Origin of the sequence: Proteocatella sphenisci DSM 23131, from assembly GCF_000423525.1 — a bacterium.
GTDB lineage: Bacteria > Bacillota > Clostridia > Peptostreptococcales > Filifactoraceae > Proteocatella > Proteocatella sphenisci.
Genome location: NZ_AUID01000003.1, coordinates 131,782 through 158,728, shown reverse-complemented (window position 1 = coordinate 158,728; position 26,947 = coordinate 131,782). Strand labels below are relative to the sequence as shown.

Genomic DNA, 26,947 nt, shown 5'->3' with positions numbered 1-26,947 from the left:
TGCTCTTAATTCATGTCTTCTTTTTTGTCTATATCAAAAAGTTCTTGACTTTCACTTGCTTCAACTTTATTTAAAATAAATTTCATGCCAGACGAAACTGCCTTTTTAAGGACTGCCTTTCCACCGGTGTCACCCTTAAGCTCAAGGAGCTGGCCCATGAAGTGACTGGTAAAAATCACAGGATTAGCTTGAGTTTGTCCAAAGCAAAGCACAGAGATGACAGGAAGATTTTCTTTATTCACGGCCATATTGTGTGAAATGGTTAGTTTTTGCAGGGTCTCCTTTTTAAGGAAGGGCTGGTCGGCCACCATGTAAATCACCGAAAATATTTTGCAAATATTACCAGAATCTGTATTCTCATCCTCGGCCTTAATCACAGCCTCACTGCCGAGTCTTATAGATGAAGATATACCCTCATCTGCAGATGAATTGTGGATAAGTCTGACCTTTTTACGCTTGTCATGCATTAAGATATCCACAGTTTTCTCTACATATTCTTCAATCTCAGCATATCTTGTGACTACTGTGATATCCTTTATTTCAGGGCATGAAAGAGCATTTTCGAGGGCATATGAAAAAAGTGGCCGGCCGTCAAGGAAGGTAAGGAGCTTGTTGGCTCCAAACCTTCTGCTGGTCCCAGATGCAAGTATTACTGCATGCATGACATTGCCATCATAAGTTTTTCAGCTGTCATAGGGAGTTCTCTAAGCCTTACACCTGTTGTATTTTCTATTGCATTAGCAAGAGCTGGAGAAGGGGTATTTATAACGAGCTCGCCAACTGATTTTGCCCCAAATGGACCTGTAGGTTCATAGGTAGGCTCAATATGAACCCTCACATTCTTTATATCCAGTCTTCCTGGGATTTTGTAGGTCATGAAATTGTCATTGAGAAGTTTTCCATTATCGTCAAAACGGACATCTTCCCAAAGCGCCATTCCAATGCCTTGTGCAATTCCGCCTTCAGCCTGTATCCTTACAAGATTAGGGTTTATAGGAGTTCCGCAGTCAAGTACGCCTACATAGTCAATGATTTCTATCTTGCCTGTATATTTATCCACTTCAATCTCAACGGCTCCTGCCATAAAAGGTGGTGGAGAGTACTGAGAAAAATGGGATTCACTTGCAGATATCATATCCACAGATCCGCCACCTGTCTGAGCAGCCAGATCAAAGAGTGAAAGTTCCTTATAAGCTACTTCAGGACCATCTATGGTAAATATCTTTTTACCGTCAAACTCCAGTATGTCTTTGGCAACACCCATCATTTTTGAAGCCTGTTCAAGAATCTGTTCTATTATTTTTTCGCAGGTCTTTACAACGGCCATACCAGTTATATATGTCGTGCTCGAAGCATAGGCTCCAGCGTCATAAGGAGAAACGTCTGTGTCTACCCCGCTTACGATTATATCGTCCATGGTGCAGCCAAGGGCTTCACATGCTATCTGAGAAAGGACAGTGTCGCTTCCGGTACCTATATCAGCAGCACCTACATTCATATGATAAAAACCATGATCGCTCAGCCTTATTTCTACGCCGGCTATATCTATACCAGCTATTCCAGAGCCCTGCATAGCAATTGCAAGTCCCACACCGCGCACTTTTCCATTACCCATTTCTCTTCTTGGATATTTATTATCCCAATCTATAAGGTCTTTGGCTTTTGCAATGCACCTGTCGAGGTTACATGTGTTGACAGGCTTGTTTTCATACATAAATACAGCTTCACCAGGAGTTACTAGATTTAACTCTCTTAGTTTTATAGGATCAAATGCCATAGCATGTGCAAGCTCATCTATGGCAGACTCTATGGCAAATACACCCTGAGTAGCTCCAAAGCCCCTGTAGGCACCGCTTGGTACCTTGTTAGTATAAACAACATCATAGGAGAATCTTTGAGCGGGTATTCTTCCATAAAGAGAAAGTGATTTTGTAGCAGACAGGCCAACTGTTGTGGAGCTGTGCTCATTATAGGCACCCGAATTTGAAAGCGTATAAAGATCCATGGCTCTTATTTTTCCGTCTTTTGTAGCTCCAATTTTTACGGTCATCTCCATCTCATGCCTTGGACTTCCGGCTATAAAACATTCAGCTCTGGTATAGACTATCTTAGAAGGTCTTCCAGTCTTAAGCGTTACTATGGCAGGATACATTTCACTTACAGAGCTCTGCTTGGACCCAAATCCTCCGCCTATCCTTGGTTTTATAACTCTTATCTTTGACTTTGGAACATCGAGTGCATTTGCAACAATCCTTCTTACATGGAAGGGAGTCTGGGTGGAGCTTACTATAGTAATTCTGCCATAAGGATCCAAATTTGCAAAAGTAGTAAAGGGCTCCATTGGAGTCTGGTTATTTTGAAGCGTATGGTAGGTTTTTTCAATCACTACGTCGCATTTTTCAAATTCTTCATTTACGTTTCCGTATTGGGTTTCTCCATAATAAACAATATTTCTTTTTATCTGCTCAGGAAAAAATGGGTTGGTCTTTATGTCATCTTCTGGATGTACAAGGACCTTGTGGTCTTTTGCTTTTTTAAAATCCAGAACAGGTTCAAGTACTCCATATTTGACCTTTATAAGCTTTAGCGCCTTGTTTACAGCTTTTTCATCTTCACCCGCCACTATTGCTACGGCATCACCGACGAATCGCAGGCGTTTTTCGAGTATAAGCCTGTCGTAGTTGCTTGGTTCAGGATAAGCCTGACAGGCAATTGTAAATCTGCTTCCCGGTACATCTTTGTAGGTGAGGACGCACTCAATTCCATCAACTAAAAGGGCACGGCTCACATCGATTTCTTCTATAAGAGCGTGGGCATGAGGACTTCGCAGTATCTTTATTACAAGAGCATCTTGTGGAGCCAGATCATCAGTGTATACAGGCTTTCCAGTAACCAGAGCCATGGCATCTTTTTTTCTGAAGCTGCTATTTACAGATTTGAATTTACTTATATCTACTGCAGGTTCTTTTATATATTTAGCCATCTATTTCCCTCCCGTTATTTCTATATTATTAGCGGCAAAGTATTTTCGCAGCGCTCTTATGTGTCCCATGTAACCTGTACATCTGCATAGGTTTCCAGCAAGATAGGTCAGTATATCATCTTCGCTGGCCACAGTTTTTTCCTCAGCTATCCATTCGTTTTTCATGGCAATTATATTCATTATAAAGCCGGGGCTGCAGTAACCGCATTGCTCCGCTCCTTCATCAGCAATGTAGGCGCCGATTTGCGTCGCATCTTTTTGCATTCCCTCAAGTGTTGTCACCTGCTGGCCGTCAGCTCTTAGAGCAGGGGTAGAGCATGATAGGACAGGTTTTCCATTTAGATGGACTGTGCACAGGCCGCAGTTGGATGTCTCGCAGCCTCTTTTTACACTTGTATATCCATTTTCTCTGAGAAAATCTATCAGCATCATATCGGGTGAGATTTCCCTTATGATCATTTTTTTGTTTACTTTTACTCTTATTTCCATGAAGAAGCTCCTTTCGCGGCAAGATCTCTAAGCACCTTTGCAGACAGAGCTTTGGAAAGTATTTGCCTGTACTGGGCGCTGGCTTTGAGATTGCTTCCATAGTTTAAATTGTTCAAATCATCTAGAAGATACTTTTCAATCAGCTCATTTATTGATGCACATGAATTGTTATTCACATCCTGTGCATAAGATGTGAATAATTCTGAAATATCGAAATTGTCAGACACTATTAATCTTGCAATGCCAGGTCTTGCACCCACTGCAATACTGAGCTTAGACAGATTTGTATCAGGCTTTGGTTTTTCGAGTGATGCTGATACTGAGAGCTGTGGAAAATCCGTAGATATTATGCGTAAAGACTCGTATGAAGAGATTGATTCAGTTTTTTTGATGATGATTTTAGACAATATGGACTGATCTCTTTTAAGTGAAACAAACTTCTCAATTGGAATATTTTCTATTGATCCATTAAAAACTTCTATGCTGGTTTCCAAAGGCATAAGCGCTGTGATGACATCAGAAAATCCGTAGCGTCCAAAAACGCTGCCTCCCACTGTAGCCCCATTTCGAAATTGGACTCCCACTATAGATTTAAAAGCTTTCTCAAAGTAGTCTCCAAAATATTTTTGAAGGACTGGGCTTTTTTCCATCTGTCTTAGCGTTACCATGGCGCCTATCTCTATATGAGATTCCAAGTCTGTTATATTATTCAGCTCAAGACCTGACAGATCTATGAGGGTATTAATATTTTTTTTGCTCTGCTTAAGCCACATCAGACCCCCCATGACAACGTTGGTACGGGTCTTGTTGAGTTCATAGGCCTGCTCGAGGCTGTCGACGCGTATATAATTTTTTGCAGTATACAAGATATCCTCCTCAATGTTAAAAATATTCAATATTAACTATCTTTCCAATTTTTTCGAGCTCTGACTTCATTTCTTTTATGAGGTTCAGTTTGAGTCCGAGAGATATGGGCATCTCGGGATTCTGGTGGGCAGGATTTATAGCCCTGCCAACTAGAAAATTAACCTCGGTGGATTCTTCCGTGAGGATTTTTACAAGGCGTGAAGCTCCATCTTTTTTATAAAGGGCAATGACCTTTTCAGACCGGTCCATAGACGGAAGCTTTTTTATTATATCAAGAGTTTTGCCTATTGTCAGTACCCCTTCTGTAACAAGGTCGATTCCTTTTATATGAGCTACAGGTGGTATGCCGTGGCTCTCATAGTTGAGGTTGACCTCAAGGTCTTGCCCTGTATGGGTGCTTACTATCTGAGAAGTAGTTCCACCACATACTACTTTTATACCCTTACTTTGCATAAGTTTCTCAACGACTATAGAGTCAAGTTCGTAATTTATGGGCGGTCCTATCATTATGTGAACAGGATTGCTTTTTTTAAAGCGTATGGCACATACTGTAGAATCATCTCCAATTTCACCCATATATAGGGCATCTACTGCATTTAGTATCTTGGCGCACATCTCCAGGGGGCATATTTCCGGGCTTATATGCTCACTTATAAATTTAACTATATTTTCATATTGCCATCCCAGATCCAGGAGTTTGCCCACGCCTGCATGCACTACTCCATCACTGAAAGCTACCAGCATGTCTCCGTTTTCTGCCTTAAAGGAGGAATGGTATACAGTTTTTTCATCTACAGACATGGGAACTCTTTCAAGATGAATCATTTTGTTATCACGAAATAAGGTAACTAAAGGGTTGTCAAATTCTGCAAGTGTGCACATACCATCGGGCATAACCCTTATTATGGTAAAGGTAGAGTAGGCTATATCTCTTTCTCTGCAGACAGGAAGAGTATTTGCTATAGTCTCTATGGCATCGGTTAGTTTTGCGCCTCCAAGCAGCATAGTAGCAATGATCTTGCTTGTGAGGGTGGACAGTATGTTGGCTTTTACCCCACTTCCGAGGCCATCGGCAAGGACGGCCACAAAGGAATTATCCTGTCTTACAAACTCCACTTTGTCTCCACAGAGTTCTTCTCCATGGTGGTTAAGGCTTTCATATGCAGCATCTACGTAAATCTCCACAAGGCCTCCTAATCGTTTACTATGGTTTCTTTAAGGTTGTTAAGGGCTAGTTTGGTCTCTGCTGCAGTTTCACCCAGCAGGCTGGCTATCTCCTGAACTACCCTCATCTGCTTTTCTATTACATTTTGGGTAACATCAGCGGTGTGTATTCTCATGTTCATTATATGGTCTTTGTGAAGTTCTTCTGCTGAGGTATCCTTTATAAAGGCTACAAAGGTGTCGTGCTCTTTTATATATACCATTGTCTTTTCAACGTAGATTTCCATATCCAGGATATTAAGTTTGAGATTTTGCATTACAGGAGCTCCAGTTTGGCGAGACAAGTCAAAAGAATCATCGTCATAGAGCTCAGGGATTATCCCACCTATTATTTCTGATTCGTCGACCTTATAAATACTTGCAGCCATTGGATTTATATCAACTACAAAATGATCTCTATCAAGTGCGACGATTCCATTAGGAGAATGTTCTATGATGACATTTGAAAAATTCTCAGCTTTCTTTCTGAAGAAGGGAAGACACATCTTTATGTCTGCCTTGCCCAAAAATACGGCTTCAGCCTTGCTCTTGCAAGTAAGGTAGCCGCACGTTCCACAGTTGAGCTCGTCTTCTGGCCTGTGTTTACCCATCTGAGCAAGTATGGCAGTTATTTCATCTGTAGTAGGTTCTTTAACTGCAGGTTTCCTGTTGAGGTATTGCCTTTCAAGGGAAATATCATATATATCATCAATATCACGAGCCAGCATGTCACGAGCCAGCATGTCATGAGGTTCAGCTTTTTTAGAGAGCCTGCTGCTTGCAAATACGGTCCGCTTTTTAGCGATTTTAAATATGGGTCCGTTCATGCAGGCCCCCTTGCAGATATTAGCTTCTATAAAGAGTTTGTCCTCAGCCATATTACCACTTCTTATACATTCGTCAAGATAAGAGAACATATCAATACAGTCCCTTGCGCCGTCAATTGCAATGCTAAGATAGCCATCAAAAGGTTCAATTGCTTCAAGAGAGTCAATCACTCCTCTAGAACGCGGATACAACCGGACTGAGGTATCCATAAGCCCATTAACAAGAGGAGAGCCAGAGTCTTTATTATCTGATTGACTCTTCATTTTTCCTGGTTCGCTTGCAGTTTCAGCACCGAGCCAGCTGTCTATTTCATCAAAGGTAAGTACGTTGTCTATATAACCGCTGAGCAGTATGTCAGAGGGTTCATATTTTTTGCTTATGCAGGGGCCTATGAATACCACATGTGGGTCTTCTTGAGTTCTTCTTATGAGTTTTGCATGAGCCATCATAGGAGAGAGTGTAGGGGCAATAAGGCCTATTAAAGAAGGATAGTGACGCTCTATAAGCATGACTACAGAAGGACAGGCGCTGGTTATTATTACAGGCATAGAGCCTTCTTTCATCAGGCGTATATAATCGTGATTTACCATGCTTGCCCCTATTACAGTTTCTTGAGCATCGGCAAAACCCAGATCCAAAAGCTGTTCCCTGAGATGTTCAAAGCTGGTTTCTGACCAAGCCTTGTAAGAAGGAGCAACCGAAGCTATGACTTTTTTTCCAGAAGCTATCAGAGCCTGGACATTATAGAGTTCGCTTTGTATAAATTTAGCCTGATGAGGGCAGACCTCTATGCATTTACCGCAGAGTATACATTCGTTTTCTATTATCGTAGCATTGTCATCCTTAAACTGTATGGATTTAACGGGGCATTCTCTTATACATCTGTAGCAGGCCTGGCAGCTGCCAGGATTAAGGTTTATATAGGACATTGAATCTCCTTTCAGGCATTATCAGAGACAGCTTTTGGAAGTATGTATTCTAAAAATCTATCTGGAGCATTTGATATGTTGACGCCCGAAATAAGGTGTCCGTCTACACTTGTGGAAATACCATTGACACAGTTCTTCATGCAAAATGAAGCTTTGATATTTATCTTATCTGAAATACCATGCTCCTGGGCCATCTCCTTAAAAGTCTGGACAACCCTGTAGGATCCCTTCATATGGCAGGAACTTCCAACACATATTACTACTTCAACCATAGCAACCTCCATTTTAAAATTATTTTACTATATTAATATTATATCAATAACGAGCTACTATATCAATAAGGTTAAATTCAAGATTTTGCTCTTCATAAGGATTGCTTATGCTTCATAAAAGTTACTTATTATGAAACTAAATAAGAATATGGTATATTAAATTGAGATAAAATTAACAATAGATAAATATAAGATTATATGAAGAAGGGAATTTTAAATGTACAAAAAAACTGCAACTGAAAAAATATTGTCATTTGGAACAGTAGCTTCCATTTTGTTTTTATGGTTTATTGTTTCTGAATTGGGATTAATTGATCAAAACTTAGTTCCGACTCCGCGAGCAGTATTTGCAGCTTTTGTTGAAATTATGGAAAATGGTTACAAAAACTTCACTTTGGTGGAGCATTTGGGCGAGAGTATGAAAAGACTCGTTATTGCCTTTTTTCTTTCTTGTGTAACTGCAGTACCTTTAGGGATTGCAAGCGGATATAATTCCAAAATAAGAGCGGTTTTTGAACCGGTGATAGAATTCTACAGACCCCTTCCTCCACTTGCCTATTACACCCTGCTGGTTTTGTGGATGGGGATTGAGAATGATTCCAAAATTTCACTTTTATATCTGGCATGTTTTGCACCCGCATATATTTCCTGCCTATCAGCAGTTGTAAAAATAAAAGAGGACTATATAAACAGTGCACTCACGGTGGGGGCCTCTAAAACCCAGATAATCACCCATGTAATATTTCCTGCTTGTTTGCCAGATATTTTTACTGGGCTCAGGACGTCGCTTGGCGTTGCCTATACAACCCTGGTATCAGCTGAAATGGTTGCAGCAAATTCAGGCATAGGATGGATGGTACTTGATGCAAGCAGATATTTGAGGAGCGATATTATATTTTTAGGCATTATCATAATGGGAATAACGGGCTTTTTTCTGGACAAGGCTATACAGCTTGCAGAACACAAAATTGTTCCTTGGAAAGGTAAAGAATAAGGAAAAAATAATTATAAATTAAAAAGGAGATATTTTATGAGTATAAAAAAAATATTTACAGCAGCACTTGTAGTGATTCTTATGGTGTCACTAATGACAGCATGTAAAGCAGCAGACCAGGCTGGTGAAAGTGAAGCAGATATATTGCAGGTAGTTAACATAGGTACACAACAAATACCTAATGGTGAAAAAATAGCCATAGCAAAAAAATATTTTGAAGAAGAGATGGGCGTAAAAGTAAATGTAGTTGAATTTCAGGCAGGAGACATAAGAAATGCTCTCATTTCAGGAGCTATAGATTTTGCCATGTTAGGTTCTACCTCAGCAACGCTGGGGATTGCTAATGGTATGGACGCAGAAGTGATTTGGATACATGAAGTTTTAGGAGATGCAGAAAGACTGGTTGCCAAAAATGGATCAGGTATTGAAGCTATCCAGGATTTAAAAGGAAAGAAGATTGCAACTCCTTTTGCAACGACAGCGCATTACAGTCTGCTCAAAGCCTTGGAGCTAAACGGTATTTCTGAAAGAGAATTGACTCTTTTGGACATGCAAATGCCAGACATATATGCAGCCTGGCAAAGAGGAGATATAGATGCAGCCTATGGGTGGGAGCCGATACTTTCTGATCTTTTAAAAGATGGAAAAACAATAATTACCAGCAAAGACTTGGCTTTAGATGGGATAATAACATCCAATGTAGAAATTGTGAGCAGAGATTTTGCACAAAAATATCCTGATATGGTTACAAAATATATAAGAGCACTAGACCGATCTGTAAAACTCTATAATGAAGATATAAATGATGCAGTAAATACAATCGCGCAATCAATGAATATAACATATGAAGACGCTTTAAAGCAGACTAAGGGTTCACTTTGGCTTACAGCTCAGGACCAGCTTAGCCCCGATTATTTTGGGACATCTGCAGAAAAAGGCAAATTGACAGACAATTTGAAAGATACAGCTGATTTTTTATACCAGCAAAAGAGCCTTATGTCTAAGCCAGAGTCAGAAACCTTTGTAAATGCGGTAAATCCCCTCTATATAGAAAATGCAGTTAAATAATCAGATTTAATTAATAGATAAAGGGATTGGAAATGGAGTGTCTTATGGTTGTATCTTTAAAAAATATATATTTTAACTATGACAGTGAAAAAGGCAATGTGGATGTCCTTGAAAATGTAAATTTAGACATAGAAGAAGGTGAATTTATATGTGTTCTTGGACCGTCAGGGTGCGGTAAAAGCACATTGCTTAAAATGCTGGCAGGCTTTATTAAACCCTGTTCAGGACAAGCTTTAATGGATGATGAAACTATAGAGGGACCTGACTATCACAAAGGAGTTGTGTTTCAAAATCCAGTATTATATCCATGGCTAAATGTAGAAGATAATATTGCATTTGGCTTAAAAATGAGAAAATTTCCTAAGAATCAAATAGAAGAATTGACAAAAAAGCATTTGGAACTTGTAGGTTTGAGTGGATTTGATAAATATAAGCCCTATGAGCTTTCTGGAGGGATGAAGCAGAGAGTATCTCTTGCTAAGACCCTGGTCAATAAACCAAGATTGATACTCATGGATGAACCTTTTGGGGCATTAGATGCCCTGACTAGGACCAATATGCAAAAATTGATAAGACATATATGGAGCAAAACAAAAAATACTGTTTTGCTTATAACCCATGATGTAGATGAGGCCTTAGAGCTTGCTACAAGGATAATTGTTTTGTCTGACCGGCCTGGGACTATAGTGAAAGAATTCAATACCTCTTACACTTATGATATAATAAAAAATAAGAATGAAAATATTAGATACTCTGAGGAATACAGGAATACAAGAGAAGAAATTCTAAAAATCATTAACAGTCAAAACAATTTTTTCAATTGAGAAAGGACGCCTGAAAATGGATATAAAGATAACTTCTGCTGCTGTCGAGGCATTTAAATCACAATACAGTGCCAGCTCTGAAACTGGATTCAGGTTGTATCTTGCAGATAAAAGCTGAGTAGGTCCAAGGATAAGGCTGGTTCTGGATGAACTTGAGGACGAAGATATAGTTGTTGAAATAGACCATATAAAAGTATACTATAAACACGATGTGACAATTTTAGCCAATAGCTTAAAAATAGATTATAAAGCATCGTTTTTTAAAAAGAAGTTTTTTGTGGAACGAATAAGTTAATATTCAGCTGTGTTGTTTTTTAAAAGGAAATCACAAAAGCTCTGTTCATAAGTGTTTAATTTATACTGTTTCCTTTTGATAAGGTGGTAGGAGAAACGAAGATCGTCAAAATTGTCCAAATCGGAAATTTTTATTATTTTCATCGTGCCATTCTTTAATTCATTTTGAATGCAGCTCTTGGAAACGAAGCTTGCACAGCAGCTTTTGAGTATTGAAGATTTGATGATTTCTGTACAGTTGCTGCGTATCAATACATCCAGGTCGCCCATATCAATCCCACTTCTGTTTAAAAACTTTTTTACCATCTTATATGTTATAGAATCAGAATCTCTCATAATAAGAGGGATTCTTTTTACTTCTTTAATTTTAATTTCATTTTTAGAATATGAAGGGTTTATGCATAATACAATTTCATCATCATAAAATGGGATTTCTTCAATCATATTCATTACTTCAGGACTGCAATGCCCCTTAATTATGCCTATGTTGTAATCGTGATTAAGAATCTTGTCGATGACCTCAGATGTGTTGTAAGTATCCATGCAGATATCAAGACCTGAATGAATATCTTTAAAGTCGCATATATTAAAAGCCAGCTGGTAGGACCCGTATGTTTTGCATGATGCAATAAACAAGGTGTTTTTCTTTTGTTCTAATGAATTAATGCTGTTATACATGTTTTCTTCCAGTGTAAATATGGACTTGGCATAATCGAAAACTATTTCACCTTCTGATGTAAGCAATACACCCTTGTTTGAACGGCTCAACAAAGAAAACCCCAATTCTGATTCCAGGTTTTTTAGCTGCATGCTGAGTCCTGGTTGAGTAACATGAAGTATTTCACTTGCTTTAGATATGCTATTGCACTGGGCAATATAATAAAATGATTTTAGGTAGTCTAAATTCAATTTTTCTCCAATCTTTGTTAAGTTAATGCCATAACAATGCCTTATGGTATATAAAAGTTATTTATTATACAAACCTCTAATTTGATTATACAATAATAAATATAAAGGGTAAAGAAATAATAATAATATAAAGTGGAGGAAATAAAAATGAATAAAAGAATTTTAATTATTGGTGGAGTTGCTGGTGGTGCTTCTGTAGCTGCAAGAGTAAGAAGACTTGATGAATCAGCAGAAATAATAATGTTTGAAAAAGGGCCAAACGTATCTTTTTCTAACTGTTCATTGCCATTTCATTTAAGTGGTATAGTTGAAGACAGCGAGAGCCTGGTTCTTATGGATCCTCTTGTATTTAAAAACCAGTACAACATAATTGCAAGAACAAGCAGCGAAGTTACTGCAATAAATCGCCAGGAAAAAACAGTTACAGTAAAGGACCTGCTTACAGGCAAAGAATATAAAGAGTCATATGACAAACTCTTCCTTTCTCCAGGAGCCAACCCAATCCTTCCAAGAATCGAAGGAATTGACAATGAAAATGTGTTCACGGTAAGAAACGTAGTTGATATAAAAAAACTAAATACCTATATTAAAGAAAACAAGTCTAATAAAATTGCTGTAATAGGTGGCGGTTTCATTGGAATGGAAGTAGCAGAAAATTTAGAACTTGGCGGATATAAAGTAACTTTAGTAGAGGCCTTAGACCAGGTTATGGCACCTTTTGACTATGACATGGCACAAATCCTTCACAAAGAAATGATGGATAAGGGAATCAATCTCGTGCTTGGAGACGGAATACAAAAAATTGAGGAAAGTTCTATTGAATTAGCTTCAGGAAAAAAATTAGATGCTGAAGTTGTGGTTATGGCAATAGGTGTAAGACCTGAAATAACATTAGCAAAAGAATCAGGTCTTGAAATTGGAGAAACAGGCGCAATCAAAGTTGATCACAATTATAGAACAAGCGACAAAAATATATATGCAGTTGGAGATGCTATCGAGGTTTACAACAAATTAACCCGTAAACAATCAAGACTTGCACTTGCAGGACCGGCCCAAAGACAGGCCAGAGCAGCAGCAGACCATGTATTTGGAAGAGGCAGCAGAAATACAGGAGTAATAGGTTCATCATGTGTTCAGGTTTTTGATATGAATGCAGCTTCAACCGGTTTAAATGAAAAATCAGCAAAAGCAGCAGGAATCAACTATGATTTTGTTTATATAATTCCTGGGGACAAAGTAGGTTTGATGCCAAACAGCAATCCAATGCATTTTAAATTAATATTTGAAGTTCCTACAGGATCAATATTAGGGGCTCAGGCTATAGGAAAAGGAAACGTTGACAAAAGAATAGATGTTATTGCAGCTATGATTACTATGGGAGCTACATTGGAAGATTTGAAAGAATTAGAATTATGCTATTCTCCTATATTTGGTACTGCAAAAGACGTAGTTAACTTTGCGGCTCTGGTAGGTATAAATATTTTAAATGGTGTATTTAAACAAGTTCCTGTGACAGCGGTAAGAGAATTAGTAGAGGCTAATGCATTTATAGTTGACGTGAGAGAAAAAGACGAATATGAAGAAGGACACCTGGTAAACTCTGTAAATATTCCACTCAGTGAATTGAGACAAAGAATGTCAGAAATTCCAAAAGATACGCCTGTATACCTGCATTGCCGTTCAAGCCAGAGGAGTTACAATGCGCTTATGGCACTTATAAATTCAGGATATGACAATGTTAAAAACATTTCAGGTTCTTATCTGGGAATCAGCAATTACGAATACTTTAACGATCAAATTACAGGAAGAAATAAAATAGTTACAGAATATAACTTTAATTAATGGTAGTTTATGCATAACTTGGAGGATACGAAATTGAAAAAGATTGAAAGATTTATAGGCTTTGCCTTAATTTTGGCAGCCTTAATATTAGGTAAGAATTTATTAAAAAGTGATATGTTATTTTTCAGATTATTAATAGGATGTGGATTTGGCTACACACTGACAAGATCTTACATGGGATTTGCAGGCAGTGTAAACAGGGCTTACAGGACAGGTTCAACCAAACTGATGAGAACACTTATGTTCATGTTCTTTATATCATGCCTGGTATCGGTGGCATTCTTCTTTAAGCAGGATGTAAGTGTTTACAATCTTTGGATAAACCCTATAAACCTTGGCTTGATAGCAGGTGGGATACTGTTTGGATTTGGTATGGCATTTTCATCATGTTGCGCATCGGGGGTCCTTACAGATTTGATAACAGGATTACCCAGAGCATTAACTACATTGGTATTTTTCGGTATGGGAGTATTTTTAGGATTCCCTGTTCAAAATTCTGCAGACTGGGTTAAAAAATCATGGTTCACTTCTCCTGTGGGAGAGCAGATGTCAGGCGGGGTATTCTTGCCAGACCTCTTTAAATGGGATGGTCTGGAAGGTTATTTAGGAGCTTTAATCCTTACAATAGTACTTTGTGGAATTGTTGTTGGAATTTCATATGCTTATGAAAACATGCGTAAAAAAGACAAAACATTCATAGGAACTCCTATGGAAAAGATACAGGAACAACTGGATGTGACCACAAACGATTATGCTGTGTCAAGCGACCAGTCATACGACACAATGTTTGTAAAACCATGGTCAATGAAGCAAGGGGTTGTTGTAATAACAATTTTATTTGCCATATTGATGGGAGTTACAAAAGCAGGCTGGGGAGCATCGACTCCATACGGTATATGGTTTGGAAAAGCATTGATGATGTTTGGCGTTTCTCCTGATTCTTTGGCAGCATTTGCTAAAATGAAACCAGATGGATTTATTATGCCGTTTTTCGAAAATGCAGTTTCAGTACAAAACTTTGGAATACTTGTTGGAACAAGCATCTACTTGCTGACTGCGGGTATTTTCAAGAAGACATTCTTCGAAGAAATGAACATATCCCTAAGAGAACTTATGCTTTACGCTCTTGGTGGCCTAAGCATGGGATTTGGAACAAGACTTTCAAACGGATGCAACGTAGGTGCTTTATATACGCCGATAGCAAACTTTTCTTTATCAGGATGGATATTCCTGGCGGTAATGGTTATTGGCGGTATAATAGGAAACAAGTTTGCAAGGAAATTATTTAAGAACTAACAAAATTTGCAGGAATAAAAGCAAGCCGTTGGATTTTCAGTCATTGGAAATTCAGCGGCTTTTATTTGTATTGTTGCTATGAATTATGAAAGCTATTTTTTGATTAAATATAATGTTATGCATAAAATTTTGCTAATATATAATAAAAATCAATAAGCTATTTAATGAATCATATTGCAATTTCAGCAATAAAGAAGGTACAATGGCTACGGCAAATAGTATTATAGTAAATAATTCGAAAATTTTGGGAGGAAGTAATGAAAAAAACATTGTCTATTATTTTGGCAGCTGTAATGGTCTTTTCCACAGCTGCTTGCGGTGCCAGTGAATCTGGAAATACTGAAGGAGAACAGTTAGCTAAAGAGGTTCCAACTATTAACTTATCATGGGGGAATGAAATGCACACAGGTATAATGTACCTTCCTTTTATAGCCCCAGAACTATTTGAAAATGAATCTGTTCGTATTAATCCATTGTCTGAGGATATGGGGGAATTGCAGGTAGATGGACAAACAATTGCAAATATTAAACGTATCGTTACAAAAGGCGGAAGCGAATGTGCAACAATGATGGGTCAGGAAAGTCTGGATATTGCACTTACATCTTCTACTGCAATGATGACCGCATATGATGTTGATGCTGGCGTGAGTATATTATCTCCGATTCAATGTGACGGGGTTGCCATTACGGCAAAGGTAGATGCTCCTTACAACACTTTCCTTGAATTTGTTGAATATGCTAAAAACGCAGAGCAGCCTGTAAAAGCTGGATACCATTCTGCAATCAGCAGCCCTCGTGTTGTTCTTGAATCGGCTATGAAAGATGCAGGTCTTAATGTAACAGAAGATCCGTCTGACTTTAAGGCTGATGTACTTATGGTTGACTTAAAAGGGGTACAGAATCTAGTTCCTTCACTGTCCAGCGGCCAGGTGGAGATGTGGGCTGGACCGGCTCCTCATCCGCAAAATGCAGAAGAAAACGGTGTTGGAAAAATCATATCCACTCTTAACGAATTGCCAGAAGGAAAGTGGGCAGATTTCCCATGCTGTTGTTATGCAGCAAGAAATATAATCATAGAAGAACATCCAGAAGTAATCGAAGCTCTTGGTCAAGTTATTACTTATACAGCTGATTATGCAAATAATAATCAGGAAGCAACCGGAGAGATGCTGGCCGAGATAGTTGGTGTGGAAAAAGACATATTACCAAAATCTATGATAGTTTATGGCACTGACCCAAATGAAACCTTTATAAACGGTATTAACATATACTATGATGCAATGAAGGAAATGGGTAAATTCAGTGGTAAATTAATAGAAAATGACTTTGAAACTGCAAAGGAAACTTTTTTCAACTTCGATATTATGGAAAAAGTAAATAAGCAGTAGTGTAAATAAGCATAGAAAATACTAATCTCATCTTTTAAAGTATGGCAATAGGTAGGGTGTATAGTAATGAAATTCAATTTAAGTGAAGTAAAAACAAGTTTAAGAGAGAGCAAAAGTTCAATAGAAAAATTGGAATGGATGATGCCGTTTATACTTCCGGTACTGCTGATTATAGTATGGACTCTATTGTCTAAAATAATCGACAATAAATCAATCCTGCCGTCTCCTTACAAGGTAATTAACAACTTCTTACATTCCATGGATAACTTTATTGGTTTGGGATCTCTGCCAAAAAATATCTTGCACAGCCTGTTTCGAGTTATTCTTGGATACGGACTTGGATTGCTGGTGGCAGTTCCTTTAGGATTGTTCATGGGATACTTTAAAGTAATAAACAAGCTATTTGAAAACTTCATCAATTTGTTTAAGCCGGTTCCACCGTTGGCATGGCAACCTTTGGTTTTAGGCTGGTTTGGAGTTACAAGCCTTGCTACTGTAGCTCAATTAGGCTATGGTGAATCTTATGTTTTTTGGGATAATTTTAAAATGTCTATGATATTTCTGATTGCGCTTGGAAGCTTTTTTCCTATAGTCAATAATGTTATTTTTGGAGTAAACAATGTTCGCTCCACCCTGATTGAATCTGCAATGGTATTGGGGGCAGGCAAGAAAGATATATTCTTTAAAATCTTGCTGCCAGGTGCTGCACCTACAATTCTAAACGGTATGAGGCTCGGTCTTGCCACCGCATGGGGATGCCTGGTTGGTGCTGAGATGCTACCAGGTTCTGTAAGTGGGGTAGGTTATCTTATCACTCATGCTTATGAATTGGCACGGATTGATCTTGTTATTACAGGAATGATCTGTATAGGTGTTGTAGGGGCACTTCTGGATGGTATTTTCAAAATTATTTCTAGAAAATACTTTTCATGGGAGAGTAAAGTTAAATAATTTAGAAAGAAAGATGGAAGACTTATGGACTGTATTACATTAAAAAATGTAAAGAAGAATTTTATTACTGGGAAAGGAGATACAGTTAAAGCACTGGGGAGTGTGAATCTTTGTGTACCTGAATCTGAATTTGTGTGCATTCTGGGGCCATCCGGCTGCGGTAAATCCACTCTACTCCGTATCATTGCAGGTTTAGAAAGTGCAACAGAGGGCGAAGTTATCTATCGTGGAAAACCAATTACAGGTGCACACAAGGAAATCGGAATGGTATTTCAAAATTATTCTCTGATGCCGTGGCTCAATGTGCGTGATAACATTGCACTGGGATTGAATTTTGCTGGGACAGGTAAAAAAGAAAGACTGGAGCAAGCTGAATATTATATGGAAATGATTCATATGCAGGAATTTGCAAAGGCGTTTCCTTATGAGCTTTCTGGAGGTATGCAGCAACGTGTTGCCATTGCCCGTGCATTAGCTAATGACCCTGATGTTCTTTTAATGGATGAACCATTTGGAGCCTTGGATGCTTATACCCGTATTGTTTTACAACAAGAATTATTGAGTATATGGGAAAAACATAAAAAAACTATTCTTTTTGTAACTCATAGCGTTGATGAGGCTATTTATTTGTCAGACCGTGTTATTTTTATGGGTGCAAAGCCAAGTAGAATTGAAGAAGAGTTCTCAATTGATATGCCGCGTATTCGTCAGAGAAACAATCCCAGATACGGTGAATTGACAGAAGAAATGTTGGCCTTGTTTGAAAAACATTAGATATAATAAAATGGAAATTAGAGTTTAGGACTTTCAATCATTTATAGCAAAGAGTGTGATCTCAAGTATGAGAATAACTCTTTGCTATTTTTGCATAAATAATTTTCTCAGAGTGCTTGGAATTTTTTCGATTTACCTTTAATAAATGTATCGAGAATTTCCCCGTCCCTAAACTACCTTGCTCATCTTAACGAGAGTGAAGGCTGTGGGATGAATGGTTTATGAATGTTTAGAACACTTCTGCAGGGGTAGAATATAATCAATCGTAATAGGAAAGGATCCTTATTATACAGATGCTAATTATAAACTAAAACAGGGGGCGTAAAACTTTACACTACAAAATTCAATGGGAGGATTTTATATGCGAAACAGAAAAAAAATATCATTGCTTATGATAATTATATTAATTACAAACCTTACATACGCCTGCAGTCCGGGAGGCGGATCTGGAAGTGGAAAGGCAAAAGAGTACACGATTTCAGAAGAGGAGACTTTGATCCAAGGGGACGGAATAAAGATAGCATTTTCGCCATACGATATTAACAGCGAGACAAAGGTGAGTGTTCAAAAAATTGAACCTCCTAATCTTTTCAATGAAGAAGTTATGGCAGAAGAAGTTCAGGTGACGGCTTATGATATCAAGGCGCCTGAAATCGAGGGTTTTACGGACCTTATAGAAATAAGGATTCCATATGACAAGAGTTTTATTGAAGCGGGAAGTGAAGAAAAAAATGTGGGAGCAATGTATTATGATGAGGAACTTGGAGAATGGACTCCGGTGCCTTATAAAATAGATAAAGAGAGCGGAGAAGTCGTAATAACGGCGAACCATCTGTCTATTTATTCTGCATATACTATTAAAAATGAAAACAGCAGGACAGCGCAGATAATAAGCGTAAATTCATTTCCTGTGCTTCCTCCAGGAACATCAGACGTTTTTGGAGAAGTAATAGAAGAAGCAATGGAAGGCCAGATGACTCCAGGGAAAAAAGCAATGGAGCTGGGACTTGGAATAAGCGGAGACTGGATGGGGATAAGCGGCTCTGCCCTTACGACCATAACTCAGACAATGTATGCTTCTGAATTTGCACAAGGACTTGGAAACGCATTCACAAATGTAGGCCTTGCAGGAGCATTTGTACAAGCAGCATATGACTTTAGCAAGGGTGATGATACGGCGCTATTTACCAATCTTACAAAAAATCTTTCATATTTCAGCGTAAGCAGATGGGGAACTAATGCCCTTCAGCTCGGATTTGTAGGAGTTTACGCAATTGACTATTCACTTACCAAATTTGCAACTACGGCGTGGGATGGAAGAAAGGATATCTGGTACGAGGCGTACAAACTTTACTATGAAAAAGAAAATAAAAGAAGCTATAAAGAATGGTACAGCAAATTCTACTGGATATGGCAGGACAATAAGGAAAGTAAAGACCCTGGTATTGTGAAGACAAAGATAAATGCGTCGATAGATGAATATACAAAGGCATTTTGGAATCTTCCAGAAGAAGATCAGGCATTTTGGCAGTCAGAAGTTCAAAAGACCGGTTTTTCTGGTGGCGGCGGCTTGAACGAAAAGCTGAAAAAAGAAATTTCAGATGCAGCAAAGGCAGAACTTGTAGCTGCAATGCAGGAGAGCGTCTTCTACAAGCTTGAGCAAAAAGTAACAGCCGGTATGATGGAAGACTACAGAAAAGAGCTTATCAGCCTGAAAAATTATCTGAACAAGCGAATTGATATTCTTATTACAGAAAATGTAAAAGAAAACGAGAAAGCTGAGTACGCGGGATATACAGTTAGATTTGCTCCGCTTGGAGAAAATGCCAACAAGGCAAACTGGACTGGAAAAATAAAAGAAGACGGAACGCTAAAAACTGTAATGACTCCTCTTGGGCATATACAGTCAGGAGCACCAGATACCCTGCTTTTATTTGAGCCTTCATCAGACCCAGACACAGATGAGCCAATAAAAAGCATACCGTTTAAAATTTCTTTCCCCGAGACTCGAATAAATCTAAAAGAGTCAAAACCGACTATGGATGAAATCTCAGGGCCGTGGTCAGAGGTATACCTGGATTTCCCGAATCCACCGGTAATTGAAGAATCAGCAGCAGAAGAAGGCGATTGCGACATGAACGAAATGATTGCAGAGATGATAAGAGTTGCCAAATTAAGATCCAGCTTTGATATTAGAAAAATAGATGAGCAAAATGCGACTCTTGTGTTTGGTTTTATCAGTGGAACAAACAAGGAAACTGGGGAAAGCCTTGAAATGGAACCTCAAGACCCAGTAAGTGGGCCTGCGACATACAAAGACGGAATATTTAAAGCAGATATTAACATAGAAGACGGTGATATTTCAATGAGCCTTAACATGAAAAAAACACCTGAAGGAGAGATTACATCTGAGGGCAGTGGAACAATAACCTTCAAAGATGAAGGCAAGGATGCAGCAACTATTGATATAAGAATTTCTGGAAAGAAATAGATAATCTCATAGATATTTTTGAAAGGAGTAATATGCTGCCTCAGATAAGCCTGAGCTTAGGAAACGCTCAGATACACATACACACATATGATCTTTTCATTATCATAAGCATGGTATCAGGCCTTGTAATGGCAGGCATTCAGCTCAAAAATATGAATATAAGAATAAAGACTGTTTACCTCATATGTTTGCTTATCCCAATAAGCTTTCTTATTGGAGCAAGAGTTTTAAATTATGTAATAAACTATAAAAAATATACAGAATCAGGGATACCGCTTTTCATTATGAAAAGCGGTTACTTCTCTCTTTATGGAGGAATAGGTGCAAGCTTTGCAGCCTTGATTTTCGTGTCAAAAAAAATAAAGCTGGATTATCTTCAGCTTTTTGACTATCTTACAGTGCCATTTCTCTTGAGTTTTTCTTTGATGAAGATGGGATGCTTTCTTAATGGGTGCTGTTACGGTAAAATCACAAAATCAGTATTATCAGTTCCCCTTCCTCTAAAGCAGCAGTCTGATGTGGATGCGAGCGCACTTATATCAACTATTTTTGGAAGCCCGGAAATAAGAGTCTATCCGACCCAGGTCATGGAAGCATCGGCAGCTCTCTTAATAATAATACTTGTACTAGCAGGTAAATATTTTTTTAAAAACAATTCACATAATATAAAAGGAGCAAGATTTGCTGTATCGGCAGCACTTCTCAGTCTTTTCAGGCTAATAATACTCCAATACAGAAGCACATCTTACTCCTTTATTGTTTTAAATATATTTTATCCACTTCTTTACATGGCCATTATCATTATTTCACTGGCATTTTTATGCAGCCGATTTGGATTTTTCAACCTTAACTTCTTTTCTCATAGCTATAAAGATGATAGCACTTACACCCATAAGGATAGGATAATAGAGGTTTGGCATAATATCAAAAGGAGTAATACCAGTAAGTGAAGCCGCTGTCAGCAATTGAGCTCCATAGGGTATGATGCCTTGAAAAACTGAGGTGAAGATGTCTAAGATAGACGCACTTCTCTTAGGATCAACCCCAAACTCATCACTTATTTCCTTAGCTATTGGTCCAGCCATTACGATTGCCACTGTGTTGTTGGCAGTACAAATATCAACAGCAGAAGCCAGAAATGCTATTCCAAATTCAGCTCCCTTGGTGCTGTTGACCTTGGATTTTATAATGTTCAGTATTGCGTTTATTCCCCCGTTTTCCTTTACGATTTCTACCGTTCCACCTATTATTATAGAGAGTACCGTAATCTCAAACATGCCTGAAACCCCATCCCCAACAATCCCAAAAATTTCGCTAAAGGCAAAGGTGCCTTGAAAAACTCCCACACCAAGAGAAATAACCGTTCCCATAACCAGAAGTGCAAATACATTCATGCCAAAAATAGCGCCCGCAAGAACTATTATATATGGAAAAATTCTAAGGAGGCTGTAATCGAGATTTTGCTCAATAGCAAATGACCCGCCAGAAGTCCTCATAAAGAGTATAAAAGCAGTTATTATTGCAGCTGGAAGCACTATAAAGAAATTCTGTCTGAATTTATCCTTCATGGCGCAGCCCTGAGTTCTTACAGCAGCTATGGTAGTGTCAGATATCATAGACAGATTGTCCCCAAACATAGCCCCGCATACCACTGCGCCTATGCAAAGTTCTATGCCAAAACCTGTCTTTTCGCTTATTCCAACTGCTATGGGCGCAAGAGCCGCTATAGTTCCCATAGAAGTTCCCATAGAAAGAGATATAAAGCACCCTATAAGAAATAATCCCACAACCGCAATGTTGGATGGAAGAATAGAAAGTCCCAGATTCACGGTACTCTCTACTCCGCCAGCAGCCTTTACAGACCCCGAAAAAGCTCCTGCAAGCAGGAATATAAGAGACATTATCATTATGTTTTCATGCCCGGCTCCGCGACTCATCACAGAAAGTTTTTCATTAAAACTAAGATCTCTGTTTTGCATAAAAGCCACAAACAGTGCAGCCAGAAAACCTACTATTGCAGGCATCTTGTAAAAATCTTTAAGTATTATCCCGCTTCCAAAAAAAAGTGCCAGAAAGACAAGAATTGGAAGGAGCGCAGCTATACTGGATTTTTGATTTGTAATTATTTTGTTATTTTTCATTTTGTTTTCCTCCTGAAATTAAAAAAGCCTTCTCAAAGAGAAGGCACAGAATTACAGATCTATAGCTTCTCTTATCTATCAGATCTTTACATACTGTAATAAGCAGTAAAATCTGATGGATTTGGCACCTTTTCACACTGGTGAAGGTTGCCGAGACTTCAAAGGGCCATTTCCCTCCATCTCTCTAAATAAGAAAATTGAATATTAAGTTTTTTTAAAAAAGTCTAAAAGAAAAAAATCGAGCGGGGTAACTCGATTTTTAAAAAAGGGGGTATTAATAAGGTTCAATAATTAGGGGGAGTGAACCCTTATTCATTCACTCTTCATACATTATAATCAATAATTATATATTTGTAAATAGTTTTTTTTGAAGTTTTTTGAAGTTTTTAAAATTTAGGGTTTAACATCTATGGTCACATCCGGAAAAACTTCGGAAAGCATATCTATAAAATTTTCGTCATTAGAAACCTTTTTGGATTTTATACCAGCAAGCTCACTGTAAAGTATATATTGGACCCTTACATTTTTTTTGAGCAGTTTACTGAGGATTTTGCTTACAGAATTATTGGCATCCTGAGTATCAAGCATATTTTTATGAAATATATTTTTTTCTTCAAAACAGAAGAATATATTATCATCAAAAAACCTTTCAGGTTTTCCTTCTCGAAGAAGGGCCATGAGTTGTGCCTGCTTTAGAGCTCTCAGTTCTTCATAAAGTACAGGTATGGCATCATTGACTCTTTCAAGTTGAGATTTTTCCTCATCACTTATATCAACTCGCTCGATCGTACTGGCAGAAATACGGGGAATGGGTTTTTCCACATCATCTTTTATTTTATCCACAATAGCCTGTGGATTACTTGATATTTCTTCAATGCGTTTTTCAAGGCTTTGCACAAGTGATTCAAGCCTTCTTATCTCAGTATTTACAAGAGCGAACTCAGAGCGAATGTCACTGTCTACGTGTCGATTGGAGCCTATGGTATCATAGTTTGTACCTGCTATTTTTACGATTTCAGTCAGCAGTAATACCTGAGGTTGTGGGGAGTATCGCATATTGTTACAGGCTGTGGATAAGTCCTCTATAATATATGAAGCAATAGTGTCAGTGCATATAGTTACAGCATTTTCTACGTTTATATTATCCTGGACAAGGCCATTAAATTCAAGTATTACCTGTTTTAAAAAATTTATAAATTCAAGCGCAAAGACTCTGGGGTCCATACCTGATTTTTCGATGCTGGCAAGTACCATTATGGCATCAACAGTGTTGTGGTCCATTATAGCTTTGAGCATGGTGAAATAACTGTCTGAGTGGATCTGACCAAGGACCTGAAGCAGATTATGGGTTGTAAGATCTCCATAAGAAAGAGCCTTGTCAAGTATACTAAGAGCATCTCTGAGGCCACCTTCACTCTTTGAAGCTATAAAATCCAGAGCTTCAGCTTCAAAACTTTTGCCTTCTTGGGCAAGGACATGAGAGAGTCTTTGAACCAGGACATCTTTTTCTATCTTTCTAAAGTCAAATCTCTGACACCTGGAAAGCACGGTCTGAGGAATTTTTTGTGGCTCAGTTGTAGCAAGTATAAATATTACGTGCGAAGGAGGTTCTTCCAGGGTCTTTAGCAGCGCGTTAAATGCAGATGCGGACAGCATGTGCACCTCGTCTATTATGTATATCTTATATTTTCCTGAAGTTGGGGCAAAAGCAAGGTTTTCTCTTATATCTCTGATGTTATCCACAGAATTGTTTGAAGCAGCATCAAGTTCTATTGTATCAATATCGGTACCATTATTTATAGCAGATGCGAAAACTTTGGCAGTAGAAGTCTTTCCAGTACCCCTTGGTCCGCAAAACAGATATGCGTGATTGAGAGTGGCGTTTTCCAGCTGATTTTTAAGTATAGAAACTATTTGATCCTGACCGTAGATTTCATCAAAGCTTTTTGGCCTGTAAATCCTGTATAGAGCTTGCTTCATAATTTTTTAAGATGACTGAAAACTGTCAGCCATGTCCCCTTTCTATAAAAATAGATAGCCCAGCAGGTTGCTTAGGCACACAGGGAGGTCGACTTAGTGCTGCTATCTTCCGATCCTGACACGGTTCACCGATTCCTGTTGCAAAGGCCTGCTAGGCTAAGATATATTATATCAGTATAGGATTCATAAGTCAATAAAAAATCCATTACTATATGAGATTCTCACCAGACTTTGAATATCTGTTTTTTTTACCTGCCATAAGGGCAGCACCAAGAGCTCCTGCGTACCTCCCCATAGGACTGCTTATGACATTCGAATTAAGTTTGTCTCCAAGCACCTCTATTATATACTGGTTCTCGCAAAGCCCGCCGGTAAGATATACAGTCTCATTTGCATTCCTATGTTTGCTGGACAATGATTTAACCTTGTTTGCTATCGAATCAACTACCCCAAATGCAATATCTTTTTTGGGGCATCCACTCCCTATAAGACTTATGACCTCAGATTCTGCAAATACAGTGCACATGGAACTTATGCTGACTCCGCTGCCTTGTCTTGCGAGTTCACACATTTCATCAAGCTTTATTCCCAGGGTGTTGGCCATTATTTCAAGAAATCTACCGGTTCCAGCCGAGCACTTGTCATTCATTATAAAATCTACTACGCTTCCATTTTGAATGGTTATTATCTTGGTGTCCTGCCCGCCAATGTCTATGACTGTGGTATTTTTTGTATCAAAAAGATGGGCAGCGCCAATACCGTGACACGTGATTTCAGTTACTATCTTGTCCGCATAAGGAACTGAAATTCTACCATAGCCAGTTGCCACGACTATGCTGTTTTCCTTATTTATTGCATTTGCAGCAAGGTCTGATTTTATGTACTCCGCTGTTTCAAGTGAGTTCCATCCGGTTGGAATCACTTTCTTGTATACGATTTCTTTATTTAAATTCATAGCCACTATCTTGGCTGATGTCGAACCTATATCTATTCCTACTGTGTACATAATTATCATCTCCAATTCAAGTATTAATTATCTATATATTACTACACAAAAAGCTCAATAAGATAAGATATATATATAATATTTATCTATTGATACTATGCCTTATTTTGATTAGACACTTACAAACGCCTAGGATAAAATAAAGTTCACTGAAGATATATATTTATGTTGAATTTTGTGTAAAAAAGGAGAAGTAAAATGGATCTTAGAAAAGAACTTCCGCAGATATTTGATGAATTTGCAGAGGCCAGGAGAAACGGCTTTATAGCAGCTAAAAATCTGAAAGAAAAAAACGTGCCTATGGTAGGGACTTTTTGTACATATATGCCTCAGGAGCTTCCACTTGCATTTGGAGCTGCAGTGGTATCCCTTTGTGCCACATCGGACGAGACAATCCAAGAGGCGGAAGCAGACCTTCCAAAAAACCTGTGTCCGCTTATAAAATCCAGCTACGGATTTGGCAAGACTGACAAGTGTCCATTTTTTTACTTCTCGGACATAGTAGTTGGAGAGACTACATGTGACGGAAAAAAGAAAATGTATGAATACCTTGGAGAATTCAAGGACGTTCATGTGATGGAGCTTCCAAACAGTCAGGCTACAAAAGAAGGATTTGATCTTTGGAAAAGTGAGATAATAAAGCTAAAGGGAATCCTGGAAAAGAAATTTGATGTAGAGATAAAAGAAGAAGATATAAGAAAAGCCATAAAACTTAAGAACGATGAAAGAAAAGCTCTCAAGAACATGTACGAAATAGGGAAGCTAAATCCACCTGCTATGACAGGGATGGATATCCTTAAAGTATTGTACGGGAGCACATTCAAGTTTGATAAAAACGATACTATAAAAGAAGTAAATGAACTGGCTCAGAGAGTAAAAAAAGAATATGAACAAGGCAGAAGACTAGATCCAAAGCCAAGGATAGTAGTTACAGGATGCCCAATAGGCGGAGTTACCGAGAAGGTTGTAAAAGCCATCGAAGAAAATGGAGCATATGTAGTTGCCTTTGAAAACTGTATGGGAGCAAAGGCCATAGACAAGCTGGTAGACGAGACCAACGAGGATGTATATGATGCTCTTGCTGAGAAATATCTTAGCATTGGATGTTCATGCATGACTCCAAATCCAAACAGGATAGATCTTTTAGGGAGAATGATAGATGAGTATCAGGCAGACGGGGTGATAGATGTGATACTTCAGGCATGCCATACCTACGCGGTAGAGACTCTTAGTATAAAACGTTTTGTAAATGGTGAAAAAGAAATACCTTATATGAGTATAGAGACAGACTACTCTCAGTCGGATATAGGCCAGCTTAACACAAGGATGACTGCATTCATAGAAATGCTCTAATAAAAAACACTTGTTATAATATGGGAGCGCACCGGAAAAATCCGGTGCGCTTTTCAAATTTTTTT

General features: G+C 38.3%; 21 protein-coding genes, 1 other RNA gene, 1 pseudogene and 1 riboswitch. Of the genes and pseudogenes, 11 read left to right on the top strand and 12 right to left on the bottom strand.

Annotated features, from left to right (window positions below; translation table 11 throughout):
* Positions 1–5: 5 nt before the first annotated feature.
* From G558_RS0102460 to G558_RS0102430, 7 genes are read right to left on the bottom strand one after another with little or no spacing between them, the layout of a single operon-like run.
* Positions 6–662, bottom strand: coding sequence for a nucleotidyltransferase family protein (locus G558_RS0102460; RefSeq protein ID WP_028828752.1), 657 nt, complete (start codon positions 660–662; stop codon positions 6–8).
* Complete coding sequence (locus G558_RS0102455; protein WP_051188413.1) at positions 650–2,983, bottom strand: xanthine dehydrogenase family protein molybdopterin-binding subunit; 2,334 nt, start codon at positions 2,981–2,983, stop codon at positions 650–652. The genes G558_RS0102460 and G558_RS0102455 overlap by 13 nt, the downstream gene beginning before the upstream one ends.
* On the bottom strand, positions 2,984–3,472 hold the full coding sequence (locus G558_RS0102450; protein ID WP_028828750.1) for a (2Fe-2S)-binding protein: 489 nt from the start codon (positions 3,470–3,472) through the stop codon (positions 2,984–2,986).
* A complete protein-coding gene (locus G558_RS0102445) occupies positions 3,463–4,338 on the bottom strand; it encodes an FAD binding domain-containing protein (RefSeq protein ID WP_028828749.1) in 876 nt (291 codons plus the stop codon). Before G558_RS0102445 ends, G558_RS0102450 begins: the two co-directional genes overlap by 10 nt.
* A gap of 16 nt (positions 4,339–4,354) precedes the next feature.
* Positions 4,355–5,524 carry a SpoIIE family protein phosphatase gene (locus G558_RS0102440; RefSeq protein ID WP_028828748.1) on the bottom strand — a complete coding sequence of 390 codons (1,170 nt, stop codon included), beginning with the start codon at positions 5,522–5,524 and terminating at the stop codon, positions 4,355–4,357.
* Positions 5,525–5,532: 8 nt separating this feature from the next.
* Positions 5,533–7,299, bottom strand: coding sequence for a [Fe-Fe] hydrogenase large subunit C-terminal domain-containing protein (locus tag G558_RS0102435; protein WP_036931401.1), 1,767 nt, complete (start codon positions 7,297–7,299; stop codon positions 5,533–5,535).
* Between the two features lie 11 nt (positions 7,300–7,310).
* Positions 7,311–7,571, bottom strand: coding sequence for a (2Fe-2S) ferredoxin domain-containing protein (locus G558_RS0102430; protein ID WP_028828746.1), 261 nt, complete (start codon positions 7,569–7,571; stop codon positions 7,311–7,313).
* Positions 7,572–7,788: 217 nt separating this feature from the next.
* On the opposite strand from G558_RS0102430, the gene G558_RS0102425 reads away from it, so the two are divergent.
* Genes G558_RS0102425 through G558_RS0102415 form a run of 3 tightly spaced genes read left to right on the top strand, consistent with a single transcriptional unit; the run spans position 7,789 to position 10,457 of the window.
* Positions 7,789–8,565: an ABC transporter permease gene (locus tag G558_RS0102425; protein WP_028828745.1), complete on the top strand. Its 777-nt coding sequence runs from the start codon at positions 7,789–7,791 to the stop codon at positions 8,563–8,565.
* 36 nt (positions 8,566–8,601) lie between these two features.
* A complete protein-coding gene (locus tag G558_RS0102420) occupies positions 8,602–9,633 on the top strand; it encodes a taurine ABC transporter substrate-binding protein (protein WP_028828744.1) in 1,032 nt (343 codons plus the stop codon).
* A gap of 44 nt (positions 9,634–9,677) precedes the next feature.
* Entirely contained in the window at positions 9,678–10,457 is a 780-nt protein-coding gene (locus tag G558_RS0102415; RefSeq protein ID WP_242825197.1) for an ABC transporter ATP-binding protein, read from the top strand.
* A 291-nt stretch (positions 10,458–10,748) separates the two neighbouring features.
* Here the strand turns inward: G558_RS0102415 and G558_RS0102405 are convergent, their stop codons facing one another.
* Complete coding sequence (locus G558_RS0102405) at positions 10,749–11,660, bottom strand: LysR substrate-binding domain-containing protein (RefSeq protein WP_028828742.1); 912 nt, start codon at positions 11,658–11,660, stop codon at positions 10,749–10,751.
* A gap of 147 nt (positions 11,661–11,807) precedes the next feature.
* Here G558_RS0102405 and G558_RS0102400 point away from each other — a divergent pair, with 147 nt between their 5' ends.
* From G558_RS0102400 to G558_RS14230, 7 genes and pseudogenes are all read left to right on the top strand, one after another.
* A complete protein-coding gene (locus G558_RS0102400) occupies positions 11,808–13,502 on the top strand; it encodes an FAD-dependent oxidoreductase (protein ID WP_028828741.1) in 1,695 nt (564 codons plus the stop codon).
* Positions 13,503–13,535: 33 nt separating this feature from the next.
* Complete coding sequence (locus tag G558_RS0102395; protein ID WP_028828740.1) at positions 13,536–14,798, top strand: YeeE/YedE family protein; 1,263 nt, start codon at positions 13,536–13,538, stop codon at positions 14,796–14,798.
* A 257-nt stretch (positions 14,799–15,055) separates the two neighbouring features.
* A complete protein-coding gene (locus tag G558_RS12135) occupies positions 15,056–16,186 on the top strand; it encodes an ABC transporter substrate-binding protein (protein WP_051188412.1) in 1,131 nt (376 codons plus the stop codon).
* Positions 16,187–16,252: 66 nt separating this feature from the next.
* Positions 16,253–17,137: an ABC transporter permease gene (locus G558_RS0102385; RefSeq protein WP_084502790.1), complete on the top strand. Its 885-nt coding sequence runs from the start codon at positions 16,253–16,255 to the stop codon at positions 17,135–17,137.
* A gap of 24 nt (positions 17,138–17,161) precedes the next feature.
* Positions 17,162–17,911: an ABC transporter ATP-binding protein gene (locus G558_RS0102380; RefSeq protein WP_028828738.1), complete on the top strand. Its 750-nt coding sequence runs from the start codon at positions 17,162–17,164 to the stop codon at positions 17,909–17,911.
* Between the two features lie 361 nt (positions 17,912–18,272).
* Positions 18,273–20,402, top strand: a complete 2,130-nt coding sequence (locus tag G558_RS0102375; RefSeq protein ID WP_028828737.1) for a hypothetical protein — start codon at positions 18,273–18,275, stop codon at positions 20,400–20,402.
* A gap of 32 nt (positions 20,403–20,434) precedes the next feature.
* Positions 20,435–21,160, top strand: a pseudogene (locus tag G558_RS14230) (prolipoprotein diacylglyceryl transferase family protein); the annotation flags it as partial.
* Between the two features lie 60 nt (positions 21,161–21,220).
* Here the strand turns inward: G558_RS14230 and G558_RS12130 are convergent.
* The 4 genes from G558_RS12130 to G558_RS0102355 all read right to left on the bottom strand — a co-directional run bounded on the left by G558_RS12130 (position 21,221) and on the right by G558_RS0102355 (position 25,529).
* The gene (locus G558_RS12130; protein ID WP_084502789.1) at positions 21,221–22,543 is read right to left on the bottom strand and encodes a Na+/H+ antiporter NhaC family protein; all 1,323 of its coding nucleotides are present in this window, start codon (positions 22,541–22,543) and stop codon (positions 21,221–21,223) included.
* Between the two features lie 68 nt (positions 22,544–22,611).
* A riboswitch (SAM riboswitch) is annotated at positions 22,612–22,738 on the bottom strand.
* A gap of 198 nt (positions 22,739–22,936) precedes the next feature.
* Positions 22,937–24,523 carry a DNA polymerase III subunit gamma/tau gene (gene dnaX / locus G558_RS13300; RefSeq protein ID WP_051188411.1) on the bottom strand — a complete coding sequence of 529 codons (1,587 nt, stop codon included), beginning with the start codon at positions 24,521–24,523 and terminating at the stop codon, positions 22,937–22,939.
* Between the two features lie 56 nt (positions 24,524–24,579).
* Positions 24,580–24,678: signal recognition particle sRNA small type (ffs, locus tag G558_RS13585), an RNA gene on the bottom strand.
* Between the two features lie 53 nt (positions 24,679–24,731).
* Positions 24,732–25,529: an acyl-CoA dehydratase activase gene (locus G558_RS0102355; protein ID WP_028828736.1), complete on the bottom strand. Its 798-nt coding sequence runs from the start codon at positions 25,527–25,529 to the stop codon at positions 24,732–24,734.
* A gap of 198 nt (positions 25,530–25,727) precedes the next feature.
* On the opposite strand from G558_RS0102355, the gene G558_RS0102350 reads away from it, so the two are divergent.
* Positions 25,728–26,882: a double-cubane-cluster-containing anaerobic reductase gene (locus tag G558_RS0102350; protein ID WP_028828735.1), complete on the top strand. Its 1,155-nt coding sequence runs from the start codon at positions 25,728–25,730 to the stop codon at positions 26,880–26,882.
* Positions 26,883–26,947 lie beyond the last annotated feature (65 nt).

Coding starts and splice junctions, on each gene's coding strand:
- G558_RS12130 (WP_084502789.1), bottom strand. CDS start 22,543: ATGAAAAATAACAAAATAATTACAAATCAAAAATCCAGTATAGCTGCG.
- G558_RS0102380 (WP_028828738.1), top strand. CDS start 17,162: ATGGACTGTATTACATTAAAAAATGTAAAGAAGAATTTTATTACTGGG.
- G558_RS0102430 (WP_028828746.1), bottom strand. CDS start 7,571: ATGGTTGAAGTAGTAATATGTGTTGGAAGTTCCTGCCATATGAAGGGA.
- G558_RS0102450 (WP_028828750.1), bottom strand. CDS start 3,472: ATGGAAATAAGAGTAAAAGTAAACAAAAAAATGATCATAAGGGAAATC.
- G558_RS0102420 (WP_028828744.1), top strand. CDS start 8,602: ATGAGTATAAAAAAAATATTTACAGCAGCACTTGTAGTGATTCTTATG.
- G558_RS0102425 (WP_028828745.1), top strand. CDS start 7,789: ATGTACAAAAAAACTGCAACTGAAAAAATATTGTCATTTGGAACAGTA.
- G558_RS0102435 (WP_036931401.1), bottom strand. CDS start 7,299: ATGTCCTATATAAACCTTAATCCTGGCAGCTGCCAGGCCTGCTACAGA.
- G558_RS0102460 (WP_028828752.1), bottom strand. CDS start 662: ATGCATGCAGTAATACTTGCATCTGGGACCAGCAGAAGGTTTGGAGCC.
- G558_RS0102385 (WP_084502790.1), top strand. CDS start 16,253: ATGAAATTCAATTTAAGTGAAGTAAAAACAAGTTTAAGAGAGAGCAAA.
- G558_RS0102400 (WP_028828741.1), top strand. CDS start 11,808: ATGAATAAAAGAATTTTAATTATTGGTGGAGTTGCTGGTGGTGCTTCT.
- G558_RS0102455 (WP_051188413.1), bottom strand. CDS start 2,983: ATGGCTAAATATATAAAAGAACCTGCAGTAGATATAAGTAAATTCAAA.
- G558_RS12135 (WP_051188412.1), top strand. CDS start 15,056: ATGAAAAAAACATTGTCTATTATTTTGGCAGCTGTAATGGTCTTTTCC.
- G558_RS0102415 (WP_242825197.1), top strand. CDS start 9,678: ATGGTTGTATCTTTAAAAAATATATATTTTAACTATGACAGTGAAAAA.
- G558_RS0102350 (WP_028828735.1), top strand. CDS start 25,728: ATGGATCTTAGAAAAGAACTTCCGCAGATATTTGATGAATTTGCAGAG.
- dnaX (WP_051188411.1), bottom strand. CDS start 24,523: ATGAAGCAAGCTCTATACAGGATTTACAGGCCAAAAAGCTTTGATGAA.
- G558_RS0102375 (WP_028828737.1), top strand. CDS start 18,273: ATGCGAAACAGAAAAAAAATATCATTGCTTATGATAATTATATTAATT.
- G558_RS0102355 (WP_028828736.1), bottom strand. CDS start 25,529: ATGTACACAGTAGGAATAGATATAGGTTCGACATCAGCCAAGATAGTG.